Raw genomic sequence first — 21,744 nt, 5'->3', positions numbered from 1 at the left:
TGACTTATGGGACAGCCTCTTCCCTTAACGCGCCATTTTATTATGCTTTGATAAAAATCGCTTCGCCCGCTGCCGTGGCCCAATCTCCGACCGGCGATACTTTGTAGTTCACACCGCTCTTCAGCTCTCCGCCGTTCTGAAGATCGAATACGCCGGTTGCCCCCTTCCGGGTCTGCACCCGGTATTGCGCCGTCCACTCCGAGCCGTCGTCCCCTTCCAGCTTCACGGATCGGAAGGCGAACAGCTCGTCTCCCGGATCGCCATTCAGCGTAACCGTTAACGTCTTGGCGTCCGTCGCTTGCGCCGAAGCGATGACGAGCGGCGCCACGTCGCCGGCGACGAACGAAGCGTTCTTCGTCTCGAACCAGTCCGCGGATAAGCGATAAGCGACTCCCGGCTCCAGCTTCTTGCCGGCCGGCAGACGGAACTTCGGCTCCTGCTTGCCGTCCGTCGATTGAGTGTAGCCGACGTAAGACACCGTCATCGGCTCGCCGCCATCCGGAGTCAATACGGCCGTCCGGTTGCGCAGCGATGGGATGACCTGCAAGGATTTGCCGTTCAGCGTAAGCCCGTCTCCCAAGACGAGCGCGTTCGCGCCGCGGCCGTCCGCGTAGGCGGAGATGATATAGCCGTAATCGACGACGCCTTCGGAGAGAAGGGCTTCGACCTCGAACGTATCGTTTGCGACTTGACGGGCTTGTTCGAATCGAATGAGCTCTCCGCTTCCCGTGAAAGTAAGCTTCTGTTGCCCTTTATAGGTGAGCGTGTAAGATTTGCCTTCTTCCATTGTCGTAACCGGAACGATGTACGTGTTCGCCGAACCTGTCTTCAGGCGGGGCTGATTGACGATCGTCAGACCGCCGTCGAATCGGAACGTCTCCGCCGACCGTTCGATCGTCTTGTCTTCCAGCGTCAGAGGACCGCTCGTCGTGACCTCCAGCGCAATGGAGTTCAGCGCCTTCACGGAGACGATGCGCGCGTTCTCGGAGCGGACGGATGTTTCCGCCTTCACCAGGAGGCGGGCTGCCTCTCCGCGAGCAGCTTGGGCGTTGCCGTCGCTGATCGCTTCCATCCAGCTTCTGGCGGACAAAGCATCCCGCTGCAGCGCCTTGGCGACCATGCCTGCCAGCTCCTGCTCGGAAACCGGCTTGTTCGGCTGGAAGTCGGCTGCCGATAACAGGCCGTTATCGATGGCCGTCTTCGCGTAGTCCGCATACCACTTGCCGTTATGCTCGTTACTTAGCGAAGAGCTCGAAGAGGATGTCGGCCGAAGCCCCAGCGCGAGAACGATCAGCTTAGCGGCTTCCGCTTGAGTGACCGCTTGGTTCGGACGAACCGTACCGTTCTCATACCCTTGTAGAACGCCTTGATCGGATAGCTGCTTGATCGCTTGCGAGACGACGGCATCCATGGCCTCATTCAGGACAATAGCCTTCGTTGCAGCGGTTGGAGTCGCGGCGGATGCGGACACCGGACCTAGGGCGGCGACGCCAATCGCGGCGGCGAGCGTCCATATTGCTATCGTACGAGTTTCTTGCTTCATCGCGTGTATTCCTCCTTGGGATCGTCGGTTTCGTCTGGCTCTTCTCTATCGTAGCGCCAAGGTTTGAACAATCCCGCAAGGAGAGATTAACAATTTATGAACGGCGGCATAACAATTCCGCCTCTCAGACGGTGAAGCGATACCCTGCGCCCCATACCGTCTCGATAAATTGCGGATCGGAGGGCATAGCTTCGATCTTCTCCCGGACCCGTCGGACGTGCACCGCCACGGTCGAGATATCTCCCGCGGATTCCAGTCCCCAGAGCCGCTCGAATAGCTCCTCCTTGCTGAATACCCGGTTCGGATGCTGAGCCATGAACGCGAGGACGTCGAATTCCCTTGTCGTCAGAATGGCTTCCTCTCCCCGCACGTAAACCCTTCTGGCGGAACGGTCGATCGTCAGCTCGCGGATGCGTATCTGCTCCGAATCCGGCGTCCTTCCCGCCAGCCGCTCATAACGGGTCATATGCGCTTTAGCTCGCGCGATCAGCTCGCTCGGGCTGAACGGCTTCGTGACATAGTCGTCCGCGCCGAACCCGAAGCCGCGGATCTTATCGATCTCCTCGTCCCGGGCGGACACGATCAGAATCGGAACGTCGAGCTTGCTCCGAATCATCCGGCAGAGCTCCAACCCGTCCGCGCCAGGCAGATTCAGATCGAGCACGATGAGATCGTATCGATCCCCGAGCGCTTTCTCCAATCCCTTCGGACCATCGTGGGCAAGCTCGGCCTGCATACCGTTCAATTCGAAGTAATCCCGCTCCAGCTCCGCGATCGGCACTTCGTCCTCAATGATCAAGATTCGTTTCATTCCGTGTCCTCGTTTCCATTATCGGCCAGCGGAAGCCGAATCGTCATTCTCGTTCCTTCGCCTGCAATACTGTTCGCTTTTATCGTCCCCCTGTGGCCTTCCGCGATCTGCTTCGCGATGGCGAGACCGAGTCCGCTGCCTCCCGTTCCGCTGTTACGGGAAGCGTCTCCCCGATAGAACCGCTCGAAAATATAAGGCAGCGACTCCGCGGGAATGCCCGGGCCGTTGTCCGTCACTTCAAGCAGAGCATGGCGGCCATCGATCGCGACGCGAACTTCGATTCTCTTCTCGGGCTTGCTCATGAACTTCGCGCTGTTCTGGATCAAATTATCGAGCGCGCGCTTCAGCTTGGAACGATCTGCCAGGACGGGAATGGGAGCATTCGCCATGACGTTCAGGTCGACCGTTACACCTCTGCCCTCCAGTTCCAAGGCGGCTTCTTCCGCAGCGTCGCGAGCGAACGCCGCCAGATCGATGCGCTCGAACGAATAAGGCTCGCGCCTGAGATCCAACTTGGAATAGAGAAGCAATTCATCGACCAATCGGCCCATCTCGTTCACCTTCGCATAGATGGTCCCGACGTATTTATCGAGCTTGGCCGGCGAATCCGCCACCCCGTCCCGGATCCCTTCGACATATCCTTTGATCGTCGTGATCGGCGTCTTGAGGTCGTGGGAGATTCCCGAGATCAGGCTTTTGCGGTTCTCCTCATATTGAAGCTGCAGCTGAATCGACTCGTTTAATCTCCTTCTCATCTCCTCGAACGTTTGGCTTAGTTGGCCGATCTCGTCGCGAGAATGAGGCTTGAGCTCGAATTGAAGGTCGCCTTCCTTGATCTGCTCGGCCGAGCGCTTCAGCACCTCAAGCGGGCGGATCATCGTCCTCGTGAGGTAGCGATATAGCAGCAAGCCGGTCAGCACGATAACGGCCAGCAGGACCGCGATCAGAATCGGAAGCAGCGTCCGAACGAGCTCCGCGAACGGGCTTCGTTCCTTCATCACGTACAAGCTGCCCATCGAACCGTCCGGGTAAGGGAAGTCGAACTTGGCATAAGAGAAAAACCGGTTGCCGACGTTAAGCGTGCTGCGGATCGACAGATTAGCCGCATCGTAGGCGGGAAGCGCCGACCTCATCTCCGGCTCCCCGATCGACGGCGACGCATAAATCAGCTCATCGTCTCTCCTGACGAATAAGCCGGCCTGCACCATTTTCAACTGTTGATCGTATTGCGCGAGCAGCGCCTCGTCGGTTAGCTGTTCCGAATCCTGCTTGGCCATATACTTGAGATCGAGGAAGATCGTCTCCTCCTCGTCGGTCAACGGATGCAAGGAATAATGGATTTTATAGAATCGGCTGACGCTCTTCATGTCGCCCGTAATCGCAACGGAGAGCAAGTAGGAGATCAACGTGAAGAGGACGACGGCCACGGCGAACACCGTGCTGAAGCTCGCCAACAGCCGAAATCGAATGGACAATCGCCACACCCCTTTCTTAAGTAAGTTTGTCTCGCTTATGGGACTTTCGCCCTTCATGAGAAAGAACCGCTCCTCGCTCGAGAGAAACGGTTCTTCGCTTTATGGCTTGGCGTTCGCCCTCAATCGGCGATGCAGCTCCTTCACTTGCTCCGCCAACTCCGCAACGGGTCCTTCGACATCCGCGTCGCGAATGACCTCTTGAATCTGCAGGGGCCGAACCCGCGACGGCGGAACCCCCCACTCCCCGAGCCATTCCGCCAATTGGGAAGAGGAGCTCGCGTAAACGATGCGTCCCAGTCCTGCCCAGCCGTGGGCCGCGGCGCACATCGGACAATGCTCGCCGGACGTATAAACCGTCGCACGGCTCCGTTCTTCCGCCGTCATATGATTCGCCGCCCATCTCGCCAGCGCGAATTCCGGGTGCTGCGTATGGTCGCCGCCCGCCACGCGATTGCGATCTTCCAGCAGCACTTCGCCTTCTGCGGACACAAGAACGGAGCCGAACGGCTCGTCTCCCGAATTCAGCGCTTGCTCCGCCAGCTCGACGCAACGGCGCAGATGCTTAAGATCGATATCGTCTATCATCGTCGTCCCTCCTGTTATTCCGGTTGCTTTCATGGTAGCATGGGGAGATCGATAGGAGAAATATATAAAACTATCGCTTTAGATAAGGTTTTTCATATAGTCCCGAAAGGAGTGCCCGAATTGGATATTCGGCAACTGCGTTATTTTATCGCTATCGTGGAGGAACGGACGGTATCCGCCGCCGCCAAGCGGCTTCATCTATCCCAGCCCCCCTTAAGCCAACAGTTGAAGGCCATGGAAGAGGAACTCGGCACCCCGCTCGTCGAGAGAAACGGCAAAACGTTGGGGATTACCGAAGCGGGCCATCGGCTGTACGAATACGCCCTGCAGATGGTTGAACTGATGGAAGCGGCCAAGACGGAGGTCCAAGAGGTCGGAAGCGGCATGAACGGCAAGCTGGCGATCGGAGTGAACACATTGTCCGTCGAGGAGCTTCCCGAGCTTCTTCGCCGCTTCCGGCTCCGGTATCCGAAGATCTCCTACAAGATTCAGCAGAGCGAGTCCTCCCACCTATGTCAATTGGTTCGAAGCCGTGCCGTCGAACTGGCGTTTATAAGGCTGCCTCTCGACCTTGGGGACGATCTTGCCGTGCTGCATTTCGATCAGGAGCCCTTCTACTTGATTTCTTCCGGCGATCTTCCGATTGACCTCGACCGGGAAGTCTCCCTTGCCGAGCTTAGCGAGCTGCCCCTTCTGCTTCCGAGCACGCAAGGCTTAGGCGTTCATTATTTGATTCTGAATGCCTTCGCCGAGCTTCAATTGGAACCCAATTTGCTCGGGGAATGCTCGGACATCGCCTTGCTCATGAATCTGGTGTCGTCCGGGTTCGGCGTCTCCATCGTCCCCGAGACGCTGCTCAAGCAGCATCCCGGATATCCTATCGTCTCCCATAAGATAGCCGACGAAGCGGGAATGACGTCTTCCGTCGGCCTTGTCGCTCTCCGGAATCGCCGCCTCTCGAAAGCCGCGCTTCACTTTATCGAGCTGCTTCAATCTAGTGGAGACAAGGGATGAACAAACAAGCCGACTCCCGATGGGAAACGGCTTGTTTGGTGCCTTCCTGGCATAGCCTGGTTCATGGAATGGCCATTGCCGTCCGGATAGCGCGAATGTCCGACTCCAGCTGTTCCTTCAGATTCCACGGATGGTACCAGCCTTTATCCAGCATATACGCGACGATTTGCTCGTGAAGGGCGATGGCGTCGTCCAACTGTTGTTCCAATACGCTTCGGATCTCCGGGGAGATGGCCTCCGTTATGGCCATGGCGTAATTGCGAACGGCGCCCTTGGCCGAATTCAGAAGGTCCGTCGCGATCACTTGATCGGTGATCGTGTGCATGCCCATAAGACGCTCGAGCAGCGGATTCATGACGTAACCTCCTGACGGGCTGCCTCGGAGAGCAGTTTCTCGAACTCTTGAAGATGTCGGGTCGACGCCAGAACGTCTTGCTGCATGATCCTCTTCAAGGCCGGGTCCGATACGAGAAGCTGCATCGTCTTCGATTTCGTCAGGGTTGCCGCCTTGATGGCCGCCAGCTCATGAACCTCGAGGATTTCGTGCAACGCGTAACTCATGGGGAAGCTCCTTTCCAGTAGGGGATCGCTTTAAGGCTTGAGGACAACCTTGATGCAATTATCTTGCCGGGTATCGAAGATCTCGTAACCCCGTTTCGCTTCGCTTAGGGGAAGCACATGGGTGACGACGTCTCCGGGATCCAGCTTGCCCGACTGAATCAATTCGTACATATACGGCATATAGTGAATGACCGGCGCTTGTCCCGTCCGGACGTTCACGTTGCGTTGGAAAATATCCCCGAGAGGAAAAGCGTTGTATCTGCCGCCGTAAACGCCCGTGATCTGGATCGTTCCGCCCTTGCGCACCGACTGCGTCGCGATGAGGAGGCCGCCTATCGCTCCCCCGTGCAGCTTAAGTCCCGAGGCCAGCGACTCCATCGGCGTCATTTTGCCGCTCATGCCCGTGCAATCGATAACGACGTCCGCGCCTCCCTTGGTCATTTCCCGAATCTGCTCTCCCGCATTCGCCGCGGTGGCGCTATTCAAGATCTCGACCTTGTTCGTCAGCTTGGCGTGCTCCAGCCGATACTCCAAATAATCGACGGCGATGACCCGGCCGGCTCCTTTGAACCAAGCCGCCTTCTGGGCGATAAGGCCGACCGGTCCGCAACCGACGACGACGACCGTGTCCCCTTTCTTGACTCCCGCATTGTCGACGCTCCAATAGGCCGTCGGCATCGCATCCGCGATCAGGCACAGCTTCTCATCCGGCAGCTCGCAGGCTTCGGGAAGCTTGAAATGGGTGAAATTCGCGTACGGAACCCGCAAAAACTCCGCTTGACCGCCGGCATATCCGCCCGTCGTTCCCGAATACCCGAAGTAAGCTCCCATCTCGCCATTTTCGTTGGAATTATCGCATTGGCTCTCCAATTGGTTTCGGCAATAATAACAATCCCCGCACGCGATCGTGAAAGGGATGACGACGCGGTCGCCTTTCTTCAGCTTGGTGACCTCGGGTCCTACCTCTTCGACGATTCCCATCGGCTCGTGCCCGATCACGTAATCCTCATGAAGATTCGGAATCATCCCGTGAAGCAGATGCAGATCCGAACCACAGATGGCGGTCGTCGTGAGGCGAACGATCGCATCGTCGGGCTTTACGATCTTTGGGTCCGGCACATCCTTGACGGCCACGTTCTTTATCCCTTGATACGTCACGGCCTTCATGCGGGCGGTCCTCCCTTGGGCTCGTCCGGAGTTCGGTCGAACATCCCTTTGCGGTTCGCGGGGTCCGGGAACAGCTTTTGCTTGGCGATTTCTACGGTATTCACGGCGGACAGCCCGTCCAGCTTGAACTGTTCCTCGAGCTCGTAGGGATGGAACCAATTCTTCCGAACCATGAGCTCGGCGATCTCCCGATGCAGTTGGATTCCCTGCTTCAGCTGGTATTTAAGCAGCGTTCTCGCTTCAGGGCTGACGGCCTCCGTCAACGCGACAGCCGCGTTGCGAACGCCTTCCTTCGCCCGGACGAGAAAATCCGTCGCGAGCGTCATATCCGTCATCTCCGGCATGTTCAACGAATTCGCCGGATCGAGGGCATCCATCCGGATCGGATCCGCTTGATTCGATTCCATGTCGTTCTCCTTCCTTAATTCAAAATCGGGGTTGGCCTGAACTCTGGGATTTCGGATGCGAATTTCGCTTCCGAGTAAATCCGTTGAAGATCGGTTATCGCTTGAATGTTCATTTGCACGTCTTTCTCCATCAGAGCTCGAAGCTCTTGATCGAAGACCAGCCCTTGCATGAGCTTGGACTTGGCCAAGCACAAAGTCTTGAAGTTCAGCGCTTCATGAAGCTCCAACGCTTCATGATCGGCCAAAGTTCTCGTCTTCTTGTCGTTAAGCAAGTCTACCCCTCCCTCATGCGAAATAGATAGAGCTAGGGTGTCCTGCGAAGGAAGCCTTATGCTTAGAGTTTAAATAAACATGCAAAAAGCCGACCGGAAGTCGGCTTCGTGCGAGGATATGGAGCTGCATTCGCTTATTCCACGATCAAGCTGTAGGCCGATAAATGGCGAACGCGTCGAGAAACAAGCAGCGAGATGATATAAGCGAGAATGACGATGACGGCCCCGACTGCGGCAATCACCGGCACGTTGACGACAAATTGAACGCTCTTTATTCCCGTGCTGGAGAAGAGCAGCGCAAGCAGCGGATTGGTGCACAAGCAGCCGAGCAGACATCCGATGAACACTCCCGCAACCGCGACGGGAACGAAGCTTATCGCGATCTGATTCATCAGCTGCAAAGCGCTGAAGCCGAGGGCTTTCTGTATGCCGAACTCTTGCTTGCGCTTCAGGATCGACGTTTGGATGACCAAGTAAAGGATTAACGCCATTACCAGCACCGTAGAAGTCAGAACGACTACCATGATGGCGAACACGGCTGACACGTAGGTGCCGGTCTGACTCTTCAAGGTCTCGTCGACGTCGATGACATCTCGAATGGCATCCCCGTACTTCTCTTTGATATCGGAAATAAAAGGCTCGTTGGACTTGCCCTCCAAGTAGACGTGAAACGATGTCGCTCGGTAGTCCGGAATCAGATGCCGCATGCCGGTCAAGGTCAAATTCGCGACCTGCCCCATGTTGTTGATCTCCTGGCTGAACCCGGTTACGAGGTACGAATACGTTCTTCCCCCCGCTTCCACCTGAATCGTATCGCCGATGCGCTTATCCAATTTTTTGGCGATCAGCCAGGAGATCGAAATCTCGTTGTCGTATTTCGGATGCCGCCCTTCGTAGGCCGTATTGTTCTCGAGCCTCCCGAAGTCGTCGGACAGGTTCGTGTAGACGGTCTCTCCTTCCATCCTCGTCTCGACGAGATCCAGAACCGTCACCTTATCGACTCCGACCTCCTTCTCCAACGATTCTCGAAGCCGTTGTCCATTCTCTCCGGAATTCGCCGTAACCAATACGTTGGACGTTTCCACTCCGACCAGATGGATAAAGGCCGTTTTGTCCTTGGCGACGTTATAGTACAGAATGATGGAGAAGATCGAGCCGAAGGTGACGGCGGCCATAATCAAAGCAATCATGGCGTTGTGCTTGCGCCCGGCCATCATCGCCTTTAAGGCGAGAACGTAATCCAGGCCGCCTCTGGACCGTTCCAGAGGAAAATAGTTCCTGCGGAAGCTGTGAGTCGCGATTCCTCCGCGAAGGGCGGCAACGGGCGCGAGCTTGCGGATGCGCAGCGAGGATTGCAGCGTAACCGCCAACACGAGCGCCACGACCAGGAACAAGCTGCCGAATTGGACCGCGAGGTCGAAGCTCCCGCTCCATCGAAGCCCGGATAAGCTGCTGATCACACTGCCGAAGAACGGCATCGCCGCATGGGAAGCGGCAACGCCCGCGACGCTTCCGACGAATGCGATTCCCGCGAATTGCAGAACGAACGCGAAGAGGATTTGCCCGTTCGTATAGCCGATGGCTTGAAGAATGCCGATGTTTCTCATGCCGTCCTTGATGCTGTTCGATACCCGGAACTTGATGACGATCAAGCAGACCAGTACGATAACCGACGCAAAGGCGATAAGAAGCATGGCGACAATATTGACGGTCATCGTGCTCGTGCTTTTCACCGTCCCGACATCGATCTGCCACGTATAATCGGAATTGTTCGGGGTATCCATCTCGGGGAACGCGCGCTTGAAATCGCTTAGAAGCTCAGCTCCCTCGTAACGGTCGCCGAGCGTTGCGGATAACAATCGGCCTCCGGAGGACTCGCCCAGCGAATCGGCTAGGTTACGATAGGAGGCATCCGCTAAATAAAACTTGAAGCTTCCCATGCTCTGCGATCCCATCATCGTCGTTTCGAAGAAGCCCGCGACGCGAAACCGGTAGTCCTTCTCCTTGTAGTGGAAGGTGAAGGAATCTCCCAGCTGGTAGCCTCCGCTCACTTTAAAACTATAAGATAAATAGATGTCTTCGGCGGTAGCCGTCTTCGATGTCTCGATCAGATTCAGCGGAGAAAGCGATCTCTCCTTCTCCGCGTTCAGGATGACCGTCCCGATCGACATGTTGCTATGATTGAATAGAAAATTCGTCCCGTTCAAGAGCAAGATCGGTTCCGCCTCGGCGGAGGAGACCCCGGGATAGGATCGGACAAACTGTTCGTACTCCGGTTTGAATTGCGCCTCTTCGATGATCATGACCGCGTGCGGGTCGCGCAGCTGATCGGTCTTCCGGTCGAAGAAGCTGCCGATCTGGCCGATCACCGTCATGCCCGTCGTAAGCAGCAAGGCGGCAATGAAGATCAGGACGAGCTGCGAGAGCGCTGCGCTTTTGCCGTTGCGGATATTGGCGATGGCGAGACGTGCGATCTTCATGCTACCACCCCATCTCGGCTAGGAAGTCTTTTAATCTCTCCTGCCTTCCTGAATTTAGTTCCGGGGAATAGGGACCGAGACCAAGGTCTCCGCAGATGATGCCGTCGCGCAGGTAGATCACCCGATTGCCGCGCAAGGCGGACTTGATGTCGTGGGTGACCATGACGATGCTCTGGCCGTTCCGGTGAATATCGGTTAAGACGTCTAGCACGTTGCCGCTCGAGACGGAATTGAGTGCGCCGGTCGGCTCGTCCGCGAACACGATCTTCGGATCGTTGATCAATGCCCGAACGATTCCGGCTCTCTGCGCTTCTCCTCCGGACAGCTGCGAAGGGAATTTGCCCCAGGACGATTCGCTTAAGCTGACTCTCTTGAACAATTCCTTGGCTTTAGCCGCGATCTTCTTTTTATTCCTGCTGAGAAGCAAGCCGCTCGTAAGGGCGTTGTCGAGCACGCTCATGTTATCCAGCAGGCAGATCTGCTGGAACACGAATCCGCAATAATCCCTTCTGAATTTCGCCAGCCGGTCGTTGCTAAGCTTGGAGATCTCTTGACCGTCGAAATGAATCTCTCCGAGCGTCGGCTTGTCCATGCCGCTGATCGCATAGAGCAGGGTCGACTTGCCCGACCCGGAGCTTCCCATGATGACGGTGAAGTCTCCTTCCATCAAGCTCATATCCAAATTTTTCAATACGTGCTGCTGGTTTCCGTCATTCGAGAATGATTTGCACAGCTTCTCCGTTCGGATCAACGTTCTTCCCATATGCGCGCTCCCTTAAATGAAATGGTTATTCTGTCTCTCATCATACAGGAGCAAATCTTAGCCGATCTTTGCCCGGTTCTTAACCATTTCTTAATTCTTTAAGCGAGTTTCAATTTAAGCGTGACCGTGAACCCCTCTTCGCGGTTATAGCATTCGATGTCGCCGTCCATGTTCTTCATGAAGTACCGGGATAGATAGAGGCCGAGTCCCGAACCGCCGTGCCTCTCCGAATTGCTGCCCCGGTAAAATTTATGGAAAAGCAAGGGCAGCTCGTCTCGGCCGACGCCGGGGCCGTAATCCGATATGCTTAGCTCGAGAAAAGATCCCGAGATGCGCGAAGAAATCGAGATCGGGGTTGCGGCGTATTTGTAAGAGTTGCTCAGAACGTTGTCCAGAACCTGCTGCAGTCGCATCGGATCCATCCGTACGATGCATTCCGGAATCGGATCGCAGCGGATCGGTTGAATCTCGCCGGCGGCCATGCCGGCCAAGATCGCGCTGGACTCTTCCGATACCGTCACTTTAAGCTCCTGCAGCTCCTCCAGCGTCGCGTGGAACATATCGGTGACGAGCAGATCGATCTGATCCGCCTTGGCATTGATCGCGCCAAGCTGCCGGATCGCTTTCTCGTCGGTTGCTTGCAGAAACATCAATTCGCTTAAGGCTTTGATGGAAGCGACCGGCGTCTTGATATCGTGGCTTAAGCTGGCGACGAGCTCCTTCTTGCTGCGGTTGGCTTCGTATTCTCCCTGCCGGGCCGCGGACAGTTCCTCCCGCATGATATCGAAGCTCTCGGTGAACGCTCCGAACAAGTTGTTCTTGTCCATCGCAAGCGGGAGGTCCAGATTCCCTCTCGCCACTTGGAGCGCGAATCGCTGCAGCTTGCGGAACGGTTTAAATACGGCGAGCTGCAGATAGAGAAGATAGGCTGCTCCTAACAGGCCCAACAGAACGAATGCCGTCAGCAGAACGGCGAACAGCTTCTCTTTGATTTCCTTCACCTGCAGCCGATCCTCATGGTTAAGCAAGAGCTTGCCAGCGACTTCATCGTTTATCTTAATGTCTACGATCGTGCTTCTCTCGCGAATGGCCTCGTATACCGTATCGGGGGTGTCCGCTCTCGATCGATAGAGAACCGTTCCCTCGCTGTCGATTACGGCGAAGGGGTAAGGAATCGCGCTCAAATCGGCTGCATCGAAAGCTCCCAGCGCCTGTTCGATCGTTTTGGCCGCTTCGTTGATCTCGACGACGTCGACTTCGATATCGAAGTTGGAATGAAGAATCCGATAAGATAGAATGGCGCCGGCGGCGATAACGGCAGCGATCAGCAAGAGCAGCCTCTTGGTCTTCACGACGGATTGTCCTCCAGGATGTAGCCCGTTCCCCATACGGTCTTGATATATCGAGGATCATTGGGGTTCTCTTCCAGCTTCTCGCGCAAATGCCGAATATGTACGTTAAGCGTGCCGTCGCCCGTGAAGGAGTCTCCCCATACGTTGTGGAACAGCTCGTCCTTGGCGACGACCCGGTTACGGTTTCTGGCCAGGTAGCAGATCAGCTTCAATTCCAACGCCTTGAGCTTAACCTCCGTTTCACCGACGCGAACCCGGCCGAGCCGGCTGTCGATCGTCACGTTCCCGAAGCTCAGCCGATCCGCCGAACCCGAGCTTCCGCCGCTGCCGTAACGTTTCAGCACCGCCTTCGTTTTCGCCAGCAGAATGCTAAGCGAATAAGGCTTTCGGATATAATCGTCGCCGCCTATGTTCAGGGCAATCAGAACGTCGTCGTCGCTGGAACGGGCGCTGATGAAGAGGATGGGCACGTCGGTCGTTTGCCTCAGCCTTTTGCACAATTCGAACCCGGACGTCTCGCCCAGATTAATATCGAGAAGGATCAGCTTCGTTTCGTTGTCCCGCAGGAATCGTTCGCAATCCTCCGAGCTCGTTACGTAAGCCGATCGCACCTCGCACAGATTCAAATATTCGCATGTCGCCTCCGCGAGCTCGACTTCGTCGTCGACGATCAGGCAGTCGTAAATCATCGGTTCCCGACCTCCTTATTCCTTCCAGGGTCTATTCCATTCAATCGTTCATTCCAATTGATGTCAATACCTAACCCGGCAAGAAAGAAGCCCTCCCGTTCATCGGGAGGGCTCGCCTCGCTTAATCCTCAAGCTCCAGCCATCGCTCCATATGCTCCTCCAGCCGCGCCTGCAGCTTTACTCTCCGTTGCCACAGGGCTTCAAGGTCCGCCTCGTTCCCGATGCCGCTCAATCCGTTCAACTCCGCGTCGAGCCGTTTAAGCTCCTCTTCGATAAACCGAATCTCATGTTCCAGCTTCTCGGCAGTAAGATCGCCAGTCTCTCCGCGGACCGGCTTCCGCTCGCTCTTCGCCGGCTCTTTCTTGATCATTCGGGTCGGATCGGATTTCGTCGATTGTGGCTTCTGCCGGCCCGCCAGGTACTCGTCATAATTGCCGAGATACGCGGTCAGGGCTCCTTCCTTCAGCTCCCACACCCTCTTGGCCAGACGGTTGATGAAATAACGATCGTGGGAGATGGCGAGCACGGTTCCCGGGTAATCCTCGAGAGCCTCCTCGAGCGCTTCCCTCGAATCGATGTCGAGATGGTTCGTCGGTTCGTCGAGGAGCAGCAGGTTCGGCTTCCTCCTGACGAGCAGAGCCAGCCGCAAACGCGTCCATTCACCGCCGGACAGAGACTGCAGGGACTTGAACACGTCGGCGCCGTAGAACAAATATTGAGCGAGCACGCCGCGCGCTTCCCCTTCCTCCAGACCGCCTTCCTTGCGAAAATAATCGAGCACCGTCCGCTTAGGATCTTGGATAGGCTCCTGCTGCGCCAAATAACCGATATCCACGCGGGAGCCATGCTTGATCTGCCCGGAGTCGGGAGCAAGCTCGCCTAACAATAGCTTGAACAGCGTCGTTTTGCCGGAACCGTTGTCTCCGACGAGCGCCACGTTCTCTCCGTAGAAGAGGACGCCTTCCGCATCCTTAAGAATAACGCGGTCTTCGAACCGCTTGGCAATTCCTTCGATTTCGATGACCCGGTTGCCAGAACGGTCTAGAGGGTTAATGGCGAAATCGGCCGATTTCCGTTCCAAAGCCGGCCGCTTGACCTTCTCCATCCTGTCGAGCGCCTTGCGAATCGAAGCCGCCCGCTTGAAAAATTTCTCGTTGCCTCCGACCCGTCCCCACTCTTCGAGCTGCCGAATCGTTTCCTTCATCTTCTTTATGTTTTTCTGCTGTTCTTGGTACAGCTCGAACTGCCTCAGAAGACGTTCTTCCTTTTCTTTGACGTACCCGCTGTAGGACGCGTGATAGAGATGGGCTTCGCCATCCTCCAGTTCGATCGTTTTGCCGCAGACCGCATCAAGGAAGTACCGGTCGTGCGACACGATGACGCAGGCGCCGTCGTACCGTTGCACGAATTGCTCCAACCATTCGATCCCCGCCATATCGAGATGGTTCGTCGGCTCGTCGAGCAGAAGCAGCCCCGGACGGGTGACGAGCTGGGAGGCGAGCACGACCCGGGATTTCTCTCCCCCCGACAAGCTTCGGAAAGGGCGCGAATCGTCTTCCCTGGCGATCTGCAGCCCGCTCGCCACCTGGTCGATGGACGTATCCATCTCGTAGCCGCCGCCTTGCTCGAACCGCTCCTGGACGTCCGTATATTCCGCCAACAGACTGCCCATCAGCTCCGGTCGTTCTGCGGCTTCCGGGCTCGCCATCCGGAGTTCGAGTTCCGACATTTTTTGCTTAAGCTGCGAAAGGTCATTAAAGCCGTGCGCAAGCACTTCGTAAAGGGTCATCCGTTCGAACTCGGCCGGGATCTGCGGCAAGTAACCGATCCGCAGATCCTTCTTGATCGAGACGGAGCCTCCATCCGGCTGATCGTAGCCGGACAGGATTCGCAGAAGCGTGGATTTGCCCGAGCCGTTGCGGCCGATCAAGGCGACCTTCTCCTGCTCCTGAATTTGGAACGTCGCTCCGTCCAGAATAAGGTTCGCCGAATGGTATTTGCGAAGCTGTTGTACGTTTGCAATTATCATAGTAAGAGCCTCCTGCTCATGGAAGACCCTTCTTGCCCGAACAATAAAGAGCCGCGGCAATAAGCCGCGGCTCTTGACTAACGTTCCGTCGTGGTCAAGGCAGGCGTCTTCTCGCGAATGGGTTAATCGTATTAGCAAAAATGGACAGACGGATCCCGTTCGCGAGAGATGTCGGAGCGATGCCAGTCATTTCCAAATGAAGCTGGCTAAGACGGTTATTGACCATTTCGAGATTCACCTACCTCACCCCCTTTAAACATAATTAGAGGTATTATAGCATACTGGCAACACCATAGAAAGGGGATTTTAGGTAAAACTCATCGTTCGGAAGAACGGCGACGGCCCATTGGTTACCCCGGCGTAACCAACTCACGCCGAAGTGCGTACTTCCCCGACAGGCCGAACCGCTTTATGATCTTCCTTGCGGAACGAAACGCCAAACTTATTCCCAAGGAGAGATTAAACCATGGAATTGCAGCTTGCGCTGGATCTAGTCAACATACCGGAAGCGATCGAGCTCGTGAAGGAAGTCGAGCCTTATGTCGATATCGTAGAGATCGGGACGCCGATTATCATCAACGAAGGGCTTCACGCGGTCAAAGCGCTCAAAGAAGCGTTCCCTTCCCTTCAAGTGCTTGCCGACTTGAAGATCATGGACGCCGGCGGCTATGAAATCATGAAAGCCGCGGAAGCGGGCGCCGACATCATTACGGTTCTGGGCGCTGCGGACGACTCCACGATCAGAGGAGCCGTGGAGGAAGCCCGCAAGCAGAACCGCAGGATCATGGTCGACATGATCAATGTCAAAGACATCGCGGCACGCGCGAAGGAGATCGACGCGTTAGGCGTCGATTACATCTGCGTCCATACGGGGTACGACCTGCAAGCCGCCGGCAAAAACTCCTTCGAGGAGCTTCAAACGATCAAATCCGTCGTCCGGAATGCGAAGACCGCGGTAGCCGGAGGTATCAAGCTGCACACGCTTCAGGCAGCGATCTCCGCGAATCCGGATCTCGTCATCGTCGGCGGCGGCATTACCGGCGCCGAGAACAAAGCCGATGTCGCTTCGCAAATGCGGCAGATGATCAAGGGGTAACCGGATATGAGTTCTTCGGTGCCTTACGCGGCCGTCATACTCGGCGAATTGGACAAGCTGATCGGGAGCGCTTCCGAATTGCCGAATAAGGTCGATTCCTTCGCGGACAAGCTCATGCAATCGAATCGCGTGTTCGTCGCGGGCGCCGGGCGCTCCGGCCTGATGGGCAAAGCGTTCGCGATGAGGCTTATGCATCTGGGCATCCAAGCCTTCGTCGTGGGCGAGACGATCACCCCGGCGATCTCTTCGTCCGATACCCTCGTTCTCGGCTCCGGCTCGGGCGAGACGGGAAGCCTGATCGGAATGGCCGACAGAGCCAAACGCATCGGCGCCTCGGTCATGCTCGTGACCGTTAATCCCGAGTCTACCCTAGCGCTTATGTCCGATTCGGTGGCGGCATTGCCCGCCGCGAGCAAAGAAGCTTCCTCCGCCTCGACCGTTCAACCGATGGGAAGCTTGTTCGAGCAAGGCTTGCTCCTGTTCTACGATGCCATCGTACTTAAACTGATGGAGCTTAAGCAGCTTCGCGGGGACGTCATGTACGGCAATCATGCCAATCTCGAATAGCCTTCCTTCGGACGGGCGACCGATCTGAACGGTCTTTTTGCTACCGCGCCTATCGTACCGTTTGACTCTCCTAAGTTTCTTATGTATACTTGCTATCATTTTTAAACTCTTCTTAGGGGGAACGGCCGATGGCGCTGGAAGTCAAAAATCGCATCAACTTGAAAGAGATCAATTGCGAGAAGGAGCTGACGCTTGCCGTCATTGGCGGGAAGTGGAAGCTGATCATTCTGTGGCACCTAGGTCTCGAAGGCACCAAGAGATTCAGCGAGCTTCGGAAGCTGATCCCGAATATCACCCAGAAGATGCTTGCGCATCAGCTGCGCGAACTGGAGGAAGACAAGCTGGTCAGCCGCAAGCTTTATCCGGAGGTCCCGCCGCGCGTCGAGTATTCCCTGACGGACTATGGCGAAAGCCTCATGCCCGTGCTGCGCAGCATGTACGATTGGGGCAAAAAATACGGCGAGCAAGTCGTTTGGACCGACTAGCCGTCAGCTTAATGCAAAGAATAAAGAAAAGAACGAGGCTGCGACCCTTAGCAGCCTCGTTTCGGTATTCATGCCATAGACTTGGCATACCACCGCTCGGGAATGACATCCTTCTCCAGTTCGAGAAGCTCATCGATGATCCGGTCGGCATCGGCGATCGATCGCACGAGCGGGTCCGTCAGCATCGCTCTTCTCAGCTTCTCGCGGCTCCCCTCGACGACGGCCTCCGCCGTCAGCTCGTGCGTATCCAGCACGAGCTCCTGCATGCCCCGAATGCCCCGCGGCATCTCCCCGACATGCAGCGGCTTCACTCCGTCCATCGTGACCTCGCATAGCAGCTCCAGGAAGGCATCGTCATTCATATTCGTGACGGCTCCCCGGTTCAAGGTGTTGATGAAGAACGGCTTGCCGAGTCCCGCGACCATATTCTCGATGATATCCGTCGCATGGTCGGGACCGAAGGAATCCATGTACGATTCGATCGGGAGGGCTCCGCTCAAGAATCCGTCTACCTGTTCCCACATCTCTTCATGGCGCCGATACCGATCCTCCGTCTCCCAGATCGAGAGCGGCGGAATGGCATCCTCCAGCTTTCCGAGACCCTGATAGTAAGGAACATACTCCTTCGTATGCGCCGTGCAGGTCGGAACGGAACCGAAAATCTCATAGAGCTGATAGCTGATCGAATCGTTGAACAGCGCTTTCGCTCCGACGTCCCCCCCTACCGTCTCCGTCTCCGCGGTTCGCTTCATGGACGCGGCGATATCCGGAAGAACGTCCTTGCCCTCGTATTCCGCCTTGATCAGCCACGTAAAGTGATTCACGCCGGCGATGCGCATATCGAACTTGCGGTCGATCTCCGCGGTATACTCGCCTTTCTCCCCGATGATGCCCGCCCTCTGTGCGTACAGGATCTTCTTATGCGGCATATGGTGCGAGTCGCAGAGCGCGAAGCTCTTGAGCTGCGGGGCAAAGCGCGACAGCGCGATGCCGTGAACCGCGGAAGGATTAATGTAGTTGATAACCCATGCGTCCGGACAGAGCTCCTCGATATCCTTAACGCAGTCCATGATCGCCGGCAGCTCGCGCATCGCCCGGAAAATCCCTCCCGGACCGATCGTATCTCCCGAGCACATGCGAATGCCGTACTTCTCGGAAACCGCGCAGTCGATGCCCCTGTACTTCACCGTATCTTCGGCAAAACTCAATACGACGAAATCCGCATCCTTAAGCACTTCTCTACGGTCGACCGAGCCTTCGATCTTCAGCTCGACCCGATTGGCGGCCGCCACCATCCGGGCGAGCTTCACCATCTTGTCCAGGCGCGCCGCGTCGGTATCGACCAAGGCCAACGTTCCTTTATTCAGGTGCTCCGAATGAACCATTTGCCAGATGGATTGCCTTCCGAAGAACAAGCTTCCTGCTCCCAACACGACGACCTTCGGTTTTTGAACGGTCATGTTTATCCCCTCCATGCCTCCATTATAGGATGTCGGCGAGGAATCGGAATGCAGCAAAGTAAGGCGTACCTGTCATATGGTAAGGTTTGAATCCGCATGCAGATTACCGTGATATAATGGGGAAAATCCGTTTTGTCTAAAGGTACGGTGAAAGTGGAATTGGGGAACCTGAATCTTTTCAACGAGCTGTCCGAGCACATCCAAATTCGCGTTAATGCCGCCAATACGATGGATCACCCGGCCGATTGGATCGAGAGCAAGCAGCATCCGGATTACGACCTGTGGTATCTTCGCGAAGGAACGATCGAGCTTCGGATCCGCGATCAAGTTCATGTCGCCTCGGCGGGAGACCTAATTCTATTCAGCCCGACGGTCGCCTACACGGCTTCGTCGCTTGGAGCCGGCTGCCGGTTTGCGTTTATCCACTTCGATTTCAGCTTGGGGAACCAATTGCGGATTCTCGATAATTATCCGATCTCCGGCATACTAGCCAGCTCGCTTGTCGAGGAAGAGCTTCCTTCTTTCCTGGAAGCGCACGAACGATATAGCGGCAGCGCCCCCATGTCGGGCATACGCCTGAAGGGAGCGCTGACGATCCTGCTCTCCAAGATCATGGAACGGCTTGACTGCGGGGATTATCGGGGAAGCTTCGCCGCCCTTGCTTCGGACAACAAGCGGACGGCAAATCTCGAAGCGCTTCAGCCCGTCCTCTCCCATATCGAAGTACGCCTGCACCTCCCGCTTCGCGTCGCGGAGCTTGCCGAAGTAGCGGGCATGTCGGAGAAGTACTTTATCCTCTATTTTAAGCAAGCTTTGGGAATCACGCCCGGGGCTTATGTCTATCAGTTGAAAATGAACCGGGCCCGCGAGCTGCTGTACAGCAGAACCTTCTCCATTCAGCAGATTGCCGAACGGCTCGGGTACCCGGATCCGTTCAGCTTCTCGAAAGCGTTCAAGAAGTATTACAAGGTTCCGCCTTCCCGGTTTGTGTGGTGAACGGTAAAAGCCGTATCTTTCACGGGATACGGCTTCTTTCTGGAATCGATCAATAACGCGGCCGAAGCTCCTCTCCGCCGATCATGGCCGTAACGGCCCGATAGAGGTTCGGCGGGAATTCCGCGATCCGATGGCAGAGGTACAAGTACCATTCCCGGCCATAGGTCAAATAGATTCGTACCGGTTGCCCCTTCTCTTGCAGACCGGCGCTTAGATCGGGCTTAATTCCGTACAGCGTCTCGAATTCAAAGCGGCCGCTCGCCGGCCACTTCCTTGCGATCGCCTCCTCGATCAGGCTTTCGTCATGAGTGGCGAAGGAAACTCGATGTCCGTTGCGTACGCATTGTTCGGTTATCGTTAAGAAACGTTCGTTCAGCTTCCCCGATCGCGGCAGCGCGATCGTATCCGGCTCCTTGTAGGCGCCCTTAACGACACGAACGAGCGAATTCGCGGGCAGCTTTCTCGCATCCTCTTCCGAGCGATGCAAGTGGGCTTGCAGAGTGATGCCGACGTGCGAATGTATCCTGGCGGCGCGCTCGTGTATCGCCAGGATCTCATCGGTCTTGGCCGACTCCTCCATGCTGATGAAGAGCTCGATTCCGCTCTTATCCGCCGTTGCCGCCAGTTTCATTAAATTCTCGTAAGCCAGTTCGTCATCGATGCGCAAGCCAATGTGAGATAAGTCGAACGAGACTCGGGCGAGCATCCTGCTTGAGCCAAGATCGCCGATCAGCTCCTCCATTTCTCTCGCAGCGGCATTGCATTCCTCCGCGTCAGTCGTATTCTCGCCGATATACTCTAGGGACACCCTATACCCAAGCGAACTTAAGTTTCTTGCAATCGTCAGGCCATCCTGCCTGGCGTCTCCCGTGACGAACCGAGCGGCCGCGCGCCGCAGCAACGGATATAGTACGGGATCCGCCTCCACGCACGCCTTGACATCCGACCGCCGGGCAATCGATTTGAGGGCATCCGCGAACGCGGCTTCCCATTCTTTGATATGATCCATGGTCCGTAATCTCCCCTTCCCGTTTCGCTACTAGAGCTTATCTCGTGGAAGGTAAATCCGTCTTGTACGAAATTGCTCCCGTCATAGAGACAATGAATAGGAGCGCGGCGATGCGCCGACGATTCGGGAGAATGTCCTCGCGAAGTGGCTTTGGTCGTAAAACCCGCATTCGAGGGCAATCTCCGCTATCGGCCTTCGCTTCGCCAGCTCCGATTTGGCATGATTCACGCGAAGCAGATTCTGATAAGCATGCGGCGGCAGATGAACGTCCCGCTTAAACAGCCGAATCAGATGGAATCGGCTGATTCCCGTTTCCCTCTCAAGCTCCTCCAGCGTAATCCGTTCGGCAAAGCGGTCTTGTATATATTCCTTGATTCTTTTCGCCGTTCTAAGATCTTGCCCAAGCCGTTCGCCGTGAGCCTGATCTTCCTCGTCTCTTCGCGCAACTTCTTGGATAAGCTCGATCAGGGTCGACTCGACCTCTAGAGGGTCCCTGCGATTCTCCAAAGCGTTCATCGTACCTTCGAAGTGCAGGCTCACCCTCGCCCGTTTGGCATCGCCCAACAGAAACGGAATCCGCAGCCGTGCGAGCTCGTTTCTCTCCAACCCTTCGAGCCACTCTCTGCGGATGAAGAGCATCTTGTACTTCCAATCGGCTCCCGGTTCCGGCTGGCATGCATGCAGCATGTGCGGCGGGAAGCTGATTACGTTGCCCGTTTCGACTCGGAACGAACGGCCTTCGCACCAAGCGTTCGTTGCGCCTTCATAAATTAGACCGATGGAGTATTCCTCGTGAAAGTGCTTGCGGTATGCCAACTCGTTCGCTTCGCATCGTTTGGCTTCCAAGAAAGGAAGCCGTTCATCGCGATAGAATGCTATCTTTCGTTTGGTCATGGGGACGGTCCTCCTCCTCCCCTTTATTATAGCGGGCATGCCCGCTATGCCAACCATGAAGCGCAAAGGCGACCGCTTAACGCGATCGC

22 protein-coding genes are annotated in these 21,744 nt (G+C 56.1%); 5 read left to right on the top strand and 17 right to left on the bottom strand.

Annotated elements, in window-relative coordinates; translation table 11 throughout:
* Positions 1–40: 40 nt before the first annotated feature.
* From H7B67_RS30325 to H7B67_RS30310, 4 genes are all read right to left on the bottom strand, one after another.
* Positions 41–1,543, bottom strand: coding sequence for an S-layer homology domain-containing protein (locus tag H7B67_RS30325; RefSeq protein WP_185123645.1), 1,503 nt, complete (start codon positions 1,541–1,543; stop codon positions 41–43).
* A 124-nt stretch (positions 1,544–1,667) separates the two neighbouring features.
* Positions 1,668–2,354, bottom strand: a complete 687-nt coding sequence (locus H7B67_RS30320; protein ID WP_185123644.1) for a response regulator transcription factor — start codon at positions 2,352–2,354, stop codon at positions 1,668–1,670.
* Positions 2,351–3,829, bottom strand: coding sequence for a sensor histidine kinase (locus H7B67_RS30315; protein ID WP_185123643.1), 1,479 nt, complete (start codon positions 3,827–3,829; stop codon positions 2,351–2,353). Before H7B67_RS30315 ends, H7B67_RS30320 begins: the two co-directional genes overlap by 4 nt.
* Before the next feature lie 99 nt (positions 3,830–3,928).
* A complete protein-coding gene (locus H7B67_RS30310; protein ID WP_185123642.1) occupies positions 3,929–4,414 on the bottom strand; it encodes a nucleoside deaminase in 486 nt (161 codons plus the stop codon).
* A 120-nt stretch (positions 4,415–4,534) separates the two neighbouring features.
* On the opposite strand from H7B67_RS30310, the gene H7B67_RS30305 reads away from it, so the two are divergent.
* Entirely contained in the window at positions 4,535–5,428 is an 894-nt protein-coding gene (locus H7B67_RS30305) for a LysR family transcriptional regulator (protein ID WP_185123641.1), read from the top strand.
* 61 nt (positions 5,429–5,489) lie between these two features.
* Here H7B67_RS30305 and H7B67_RS30300 read toward each other — a convergent pair whose 3' ends face one another.
* From H7B67_RS30300 to abc-f, 10 genes are all read right to left on the bottom strand, one after another.
* The gene (locus H7B67_RS30300) at positions 5,490–5,783 is read right to left on the bottom strand and encodes a spore coat protein (protein ID WP_185123640.1); all 294 of its coding nucleotides are present in this window, start codon (positions 5,781–5,783) and stop codon (positions 5,490–5,492) included.
* Positions 5,780–5,989 carry a hypothetical protein gene (locus H7B67_RS30295; RefSeq protein ID WP_185123639.1) on the bottom strand — a complete coding sequence of 70 codons (210 nt, stop codon included), beginning with the start codon at positions 5,987–5,989 and terminating at the stop codon, positions 5,780–5,782. The genes H7B67_RS30300 and H7B67_RS30295 overlap by 4 nt, the downstream gene beginning before the upstream one ends.
* Before the next feature lie 30 nt (positions 5,990–6,019).
* Positions 6,020–7,156 (bottom strand): zinc-dependent alcohol dehydrogenase, encoded by a 1,137-nt coding sequence (locus H7B67_RS30290; protein ID WP_185123638.1) that lies wholly within the window; start codon positions 7,154–7,156, stop codon positions 6,020–6,022.
* Positions 7,153–7,539, bottom strand: a complete 387-nt coding sequence (locus H7B67_RS30285) for a spore coat protein (protein ID WP_185123658.1) — start codon at positions 7,537–7,539, stop codon at positions 7,153–7,155. Before H7B67_RS30285 ends, H7B67_RS30290 begins: the two co-directional genes overlap by 4 nt.
* A 38-nt stretch (positions 7,540–7,577) precedes the next feature.
* The gene (locus H7B67_RS30280; protein WP_185123637.1) at positions 7,578–7,835 is read right to left on the bottom strand and encodes a spore gernimation protein GerQ; all 258 of its coding nucleotides are present in this window, start codon (positions 7,833–7,835) and stop codon (positions 7,578–7,580) included.
* A gap of 134 nt (positions 7,836–7,969) precedes the next feature.
* Entirely contained in the window at positions 7,970–10,315 is a 2,346-nt protein-coding gene (locus H7B67_RS30275) for an ABC transporter permease (RefSeq protein WP_185123636.1), read from the bottom strand.
* A gap of 1 nt (position 10,316) precedes the next feature.
* A complete protein-coding gene (locus H7B67_RS30270) occupies positions 10,317–11,078 on the bottom strand; it encodes an ABC transporter ATP-binding protein (protein ID WP_185123635.1) in 762 nt (253 codons plus the stop codon).
* Positions 11,079–11,176: 98 nt separating this feature from the next.
* Positions 11,177–12,430: an ATP-binding protein gene (locus H7B67_RS30265; protein ID WP_185123634.1), complete on the bottom strand. Its 1,254-nt coding sequence runs from the start codon at positions 12,428–12,430 to the stop codon at positions 11,177–11,179.
* Positions 12,427–13,119, bottom strand: coding sequence for a response regulator transcription factor (locus tag H7B67_RS30260; RefSeq protein ID WP_185123633.1), 693 nt, complete (start codon positions 13,117–13,119; stop codon positions 12,427–12,429). Before H7B67_RS30260 ends, H7B67_RS30265 begins: the two co-directional genes overlap by 4 nt.
* Positions 13,120–13,240: 121 nt before the next feature.
* Positions 13,241–15,148: a ribosomal protection-like ABC-F family protein gene (gene abc-f / locus H7B67_RS30255; protein WP_185123632.1), complete on the bottom strand. Its 1,908-nt coding sequence runs from the start codon at positions 15,146–15,148 to the stop codon at positions 13,241–13,243.
* Between the two features lie 466 nt (positions 15,149–15,614).
* On the opposite strand from abc-f, the gene hxlA reads away from it, so the two are divergent.
* The 3 genes from hxlA to H7B67_RS30240 all read left to right on the top strand — a co-directional run bounded on the left by hxlA (position 15,615) and on the right by H7B67_RS30240 (position 17,296).
* Complete coding sequence (gene hxlA, locus H7B67_RS30250; RefSeq protein WP_185123631.1) at positions 15,615–16,244, top strand: 3-hexulose-6-phosphate synthase; 630 nt, start codon at positions 15,615–15,617, stop codon at positions 16,242–16,244.
* 6 nt (positions 16,245–16,250) lie between these two features.
* Positions 16,251–16,811: a 6-phospho-3-hexuloisomerase gene (gene hxlB / locus H7B67_RS30245; RefSeq protein ID WP_185123630.1), complete on the top strand. Its 561-nt coding sequence runs from the start codon at positions 16,251–16,253 to the stop codon at positions 16,809–16,811.
* 128 nt (positions 16,812–16,939) lie between these two features.
* A complete protein-coding gene (locus H7B67_RS30240; protein ID WP_185123629.1) occupies positions 16,940–17,296 on the top strand; it encodes a winged helix-turn-helix transcriptional regulator in 357 nt (118 codons plus the stop codon).
* A 68-nt stretch (positions 17,297–17,364) separates the two neighbouring features.
* Here the strand turns inward: H7B67_RS30240 and H7B67_RS30235 are convergent, their stop codons facing one another.
* A complete protein-coding gene (locus H7B67_RS30235) occupies positions 17,365–18,756 on the bottom strand; it encodes a family 4 glycosyl hydrolase (RefSeq protein WP_425353922.1) in 1,392 nt (463 codons plus the stop codon).
* 132 nt (positions 18,757–18,888) lie between these two features.
* Between H7B67_RS30235 and H7B67_RS30230 the strand changes: the two genes are divergently transcribed.
* Positions 18,889–19,752 (top strand): helix-turn-helix transcriptional regulator, encoded by an 864-nt coding sequence (locus H7B67_RS30230; protein WP_185123627.1) that lies wholly within the window; start codon positions 18,889–18,891, stop codon positions 19,750–19,752.
* A 49-nt stretch (positions 19,753–19,801) separates the two neighbouring features.
* Here the strand turns inward: H7B67_RS30230 and H7B67_RS30225 are convergent, their stop codons facing one another.
* Positions 19,802–20,761, bottom strand: coding sequence for a proline dehydrogenase family protein (locus tag H7B67_RS30225; protein WP_185123626.1), 960 nt, complete (start codon positions 20,759–20,761; stop codon positions 19,802–19,804).
* Between the two features lie 81 nt (positions 20,762–20,842).
* Complete coding sequence (locus H7B67_RS30220) at positions 20,843–21,655, bottom strand: AraC family transcriptional regulator (RefSeq protein WP_185123625.1); 813 nt, start codon at positions 21,653–21,655, stop codon at positions 20,843–20,845.
* Positions 21,656–21,744 lie beyond the last annotated feature (89 nt).

Origin of the sequence: Cohnella thailandensis (assembly GCF_014212135.1) — a bacterium.
GTDB lineage: Bacteria > Bacillota > Bacilli > Paenibacillales > Paenibacillaceae > Cohnella > Cohnella thailandensis.
This window is presented reverse-complemented; position numbering and strand designations above follow the sequence as displayed.

Coding starts and splice junctions, on each gene's coding strand:
- H7B67_RS30300 (WP_185123640.1), bottom strand. CDS start 5,783: ATGAATCCGCTGCTCGAGCGTCTTATGGGCATGCACACGATCACCGAT.
- H7B67_RS30320 (WP_185123644.1), bottom strand. CDS start 2,354: ATGAAACGAATCTTGATCATTGAGGACGAAGTGCCGATCGCGGAGCTG.
- H7B67_RS30235 (WP_425353922.1), bottom strand. CDS start 18,756: ATGACCGTTCAAAAACCGAAGGTCGTCGTGTTGGGAGCAGGAAGCTTG.
- H7B67_RS30310 (WP_185123642.1), bottom strand. CDS start 4,414: ATGATAGACGATATCGATCTTAAGCATCTGCGCCGTTGCGTCGAGCTG.
- hxlA (WP_185123631.1), top strand. CDS start 15,615: ATGGAATTGCAGCTTGCGCTGGATCTAGTCAACATACCGGAAGCGATC.
- H7B67_RS30295 (WP_185123639.1), bottom strand. CDS start 5,989: ATGAGTTACGCGTTGCACGAAATCCTCGAGGTTCATGAGCTGGCGGCC.
- H7B67_RS30325 (WP_185123645.1), bottom strand. CDS start 1,543: ATGAAGCAAGAAACTCGTACGATAGCAATATGGACGCTCGCCGCCGCG.
- H7B67_RS30275 (WP_185123636.1), bottom strand. CDS start 10,315: ATGAAGATCGCACGTCTCGCCATCGCCAATATCCGCAACGGCAAAAGC.
- H7B67_RS30270 (WP_185123635.1), bottom strand. CDS start 11,078: ATGGGAAGAACGTTGATCCGAACGGAGAAGCTGTGCAAATCATTCTCG.
- H7B67_RS30225 (WP_185123626.1), bottom strand. CDS start 20,761: ATGGATCATATCAAAGAATGGGAAGCCGCGTTCGCGGATGCCCTCAAA.
- H7B67_RS30290 (WP_185123638.1), bottom strand. CDS start 7,156: ATGAAGGCCGTGACGTATCAAGGGATAAAGAACGTGGCCGTCAAGGAT.
- H7B67_RS30260 (WP_185123633.1), bottom strand. CDS start 13,119: ATGATTTACGACTGCCTGATCGTCGACGACGAAGTCGAGCTCGCGGAG.
- hxlB (WP_185123630.1), top strand. CDS start 16,251: ATGAGTTCTTCGGTGCCTTACGCGGCCGTCATACTCGGCGAATTGGAC.
- abc-f (WP_185123632.1), bottom strand. CDS start 15,148: ATGATAATTGCAAACGTACAACAGCTTCGCAAATACCATTCGGCGAAC.
- H7B67_RS30240 (WP_185123629.1), top strand. CDS start 16,940: ATGGCGCTGGAAGTCAAAAATCGCATCAACTTGAAAGAGATCAATTGC.
- H7B67_RS30220 (WP_185123625.1), bottom strand. CDS start 21,655: ATGACCAAACGAAAGATAGCATTCTATCGCGATGAACGGCTTCCTTTC.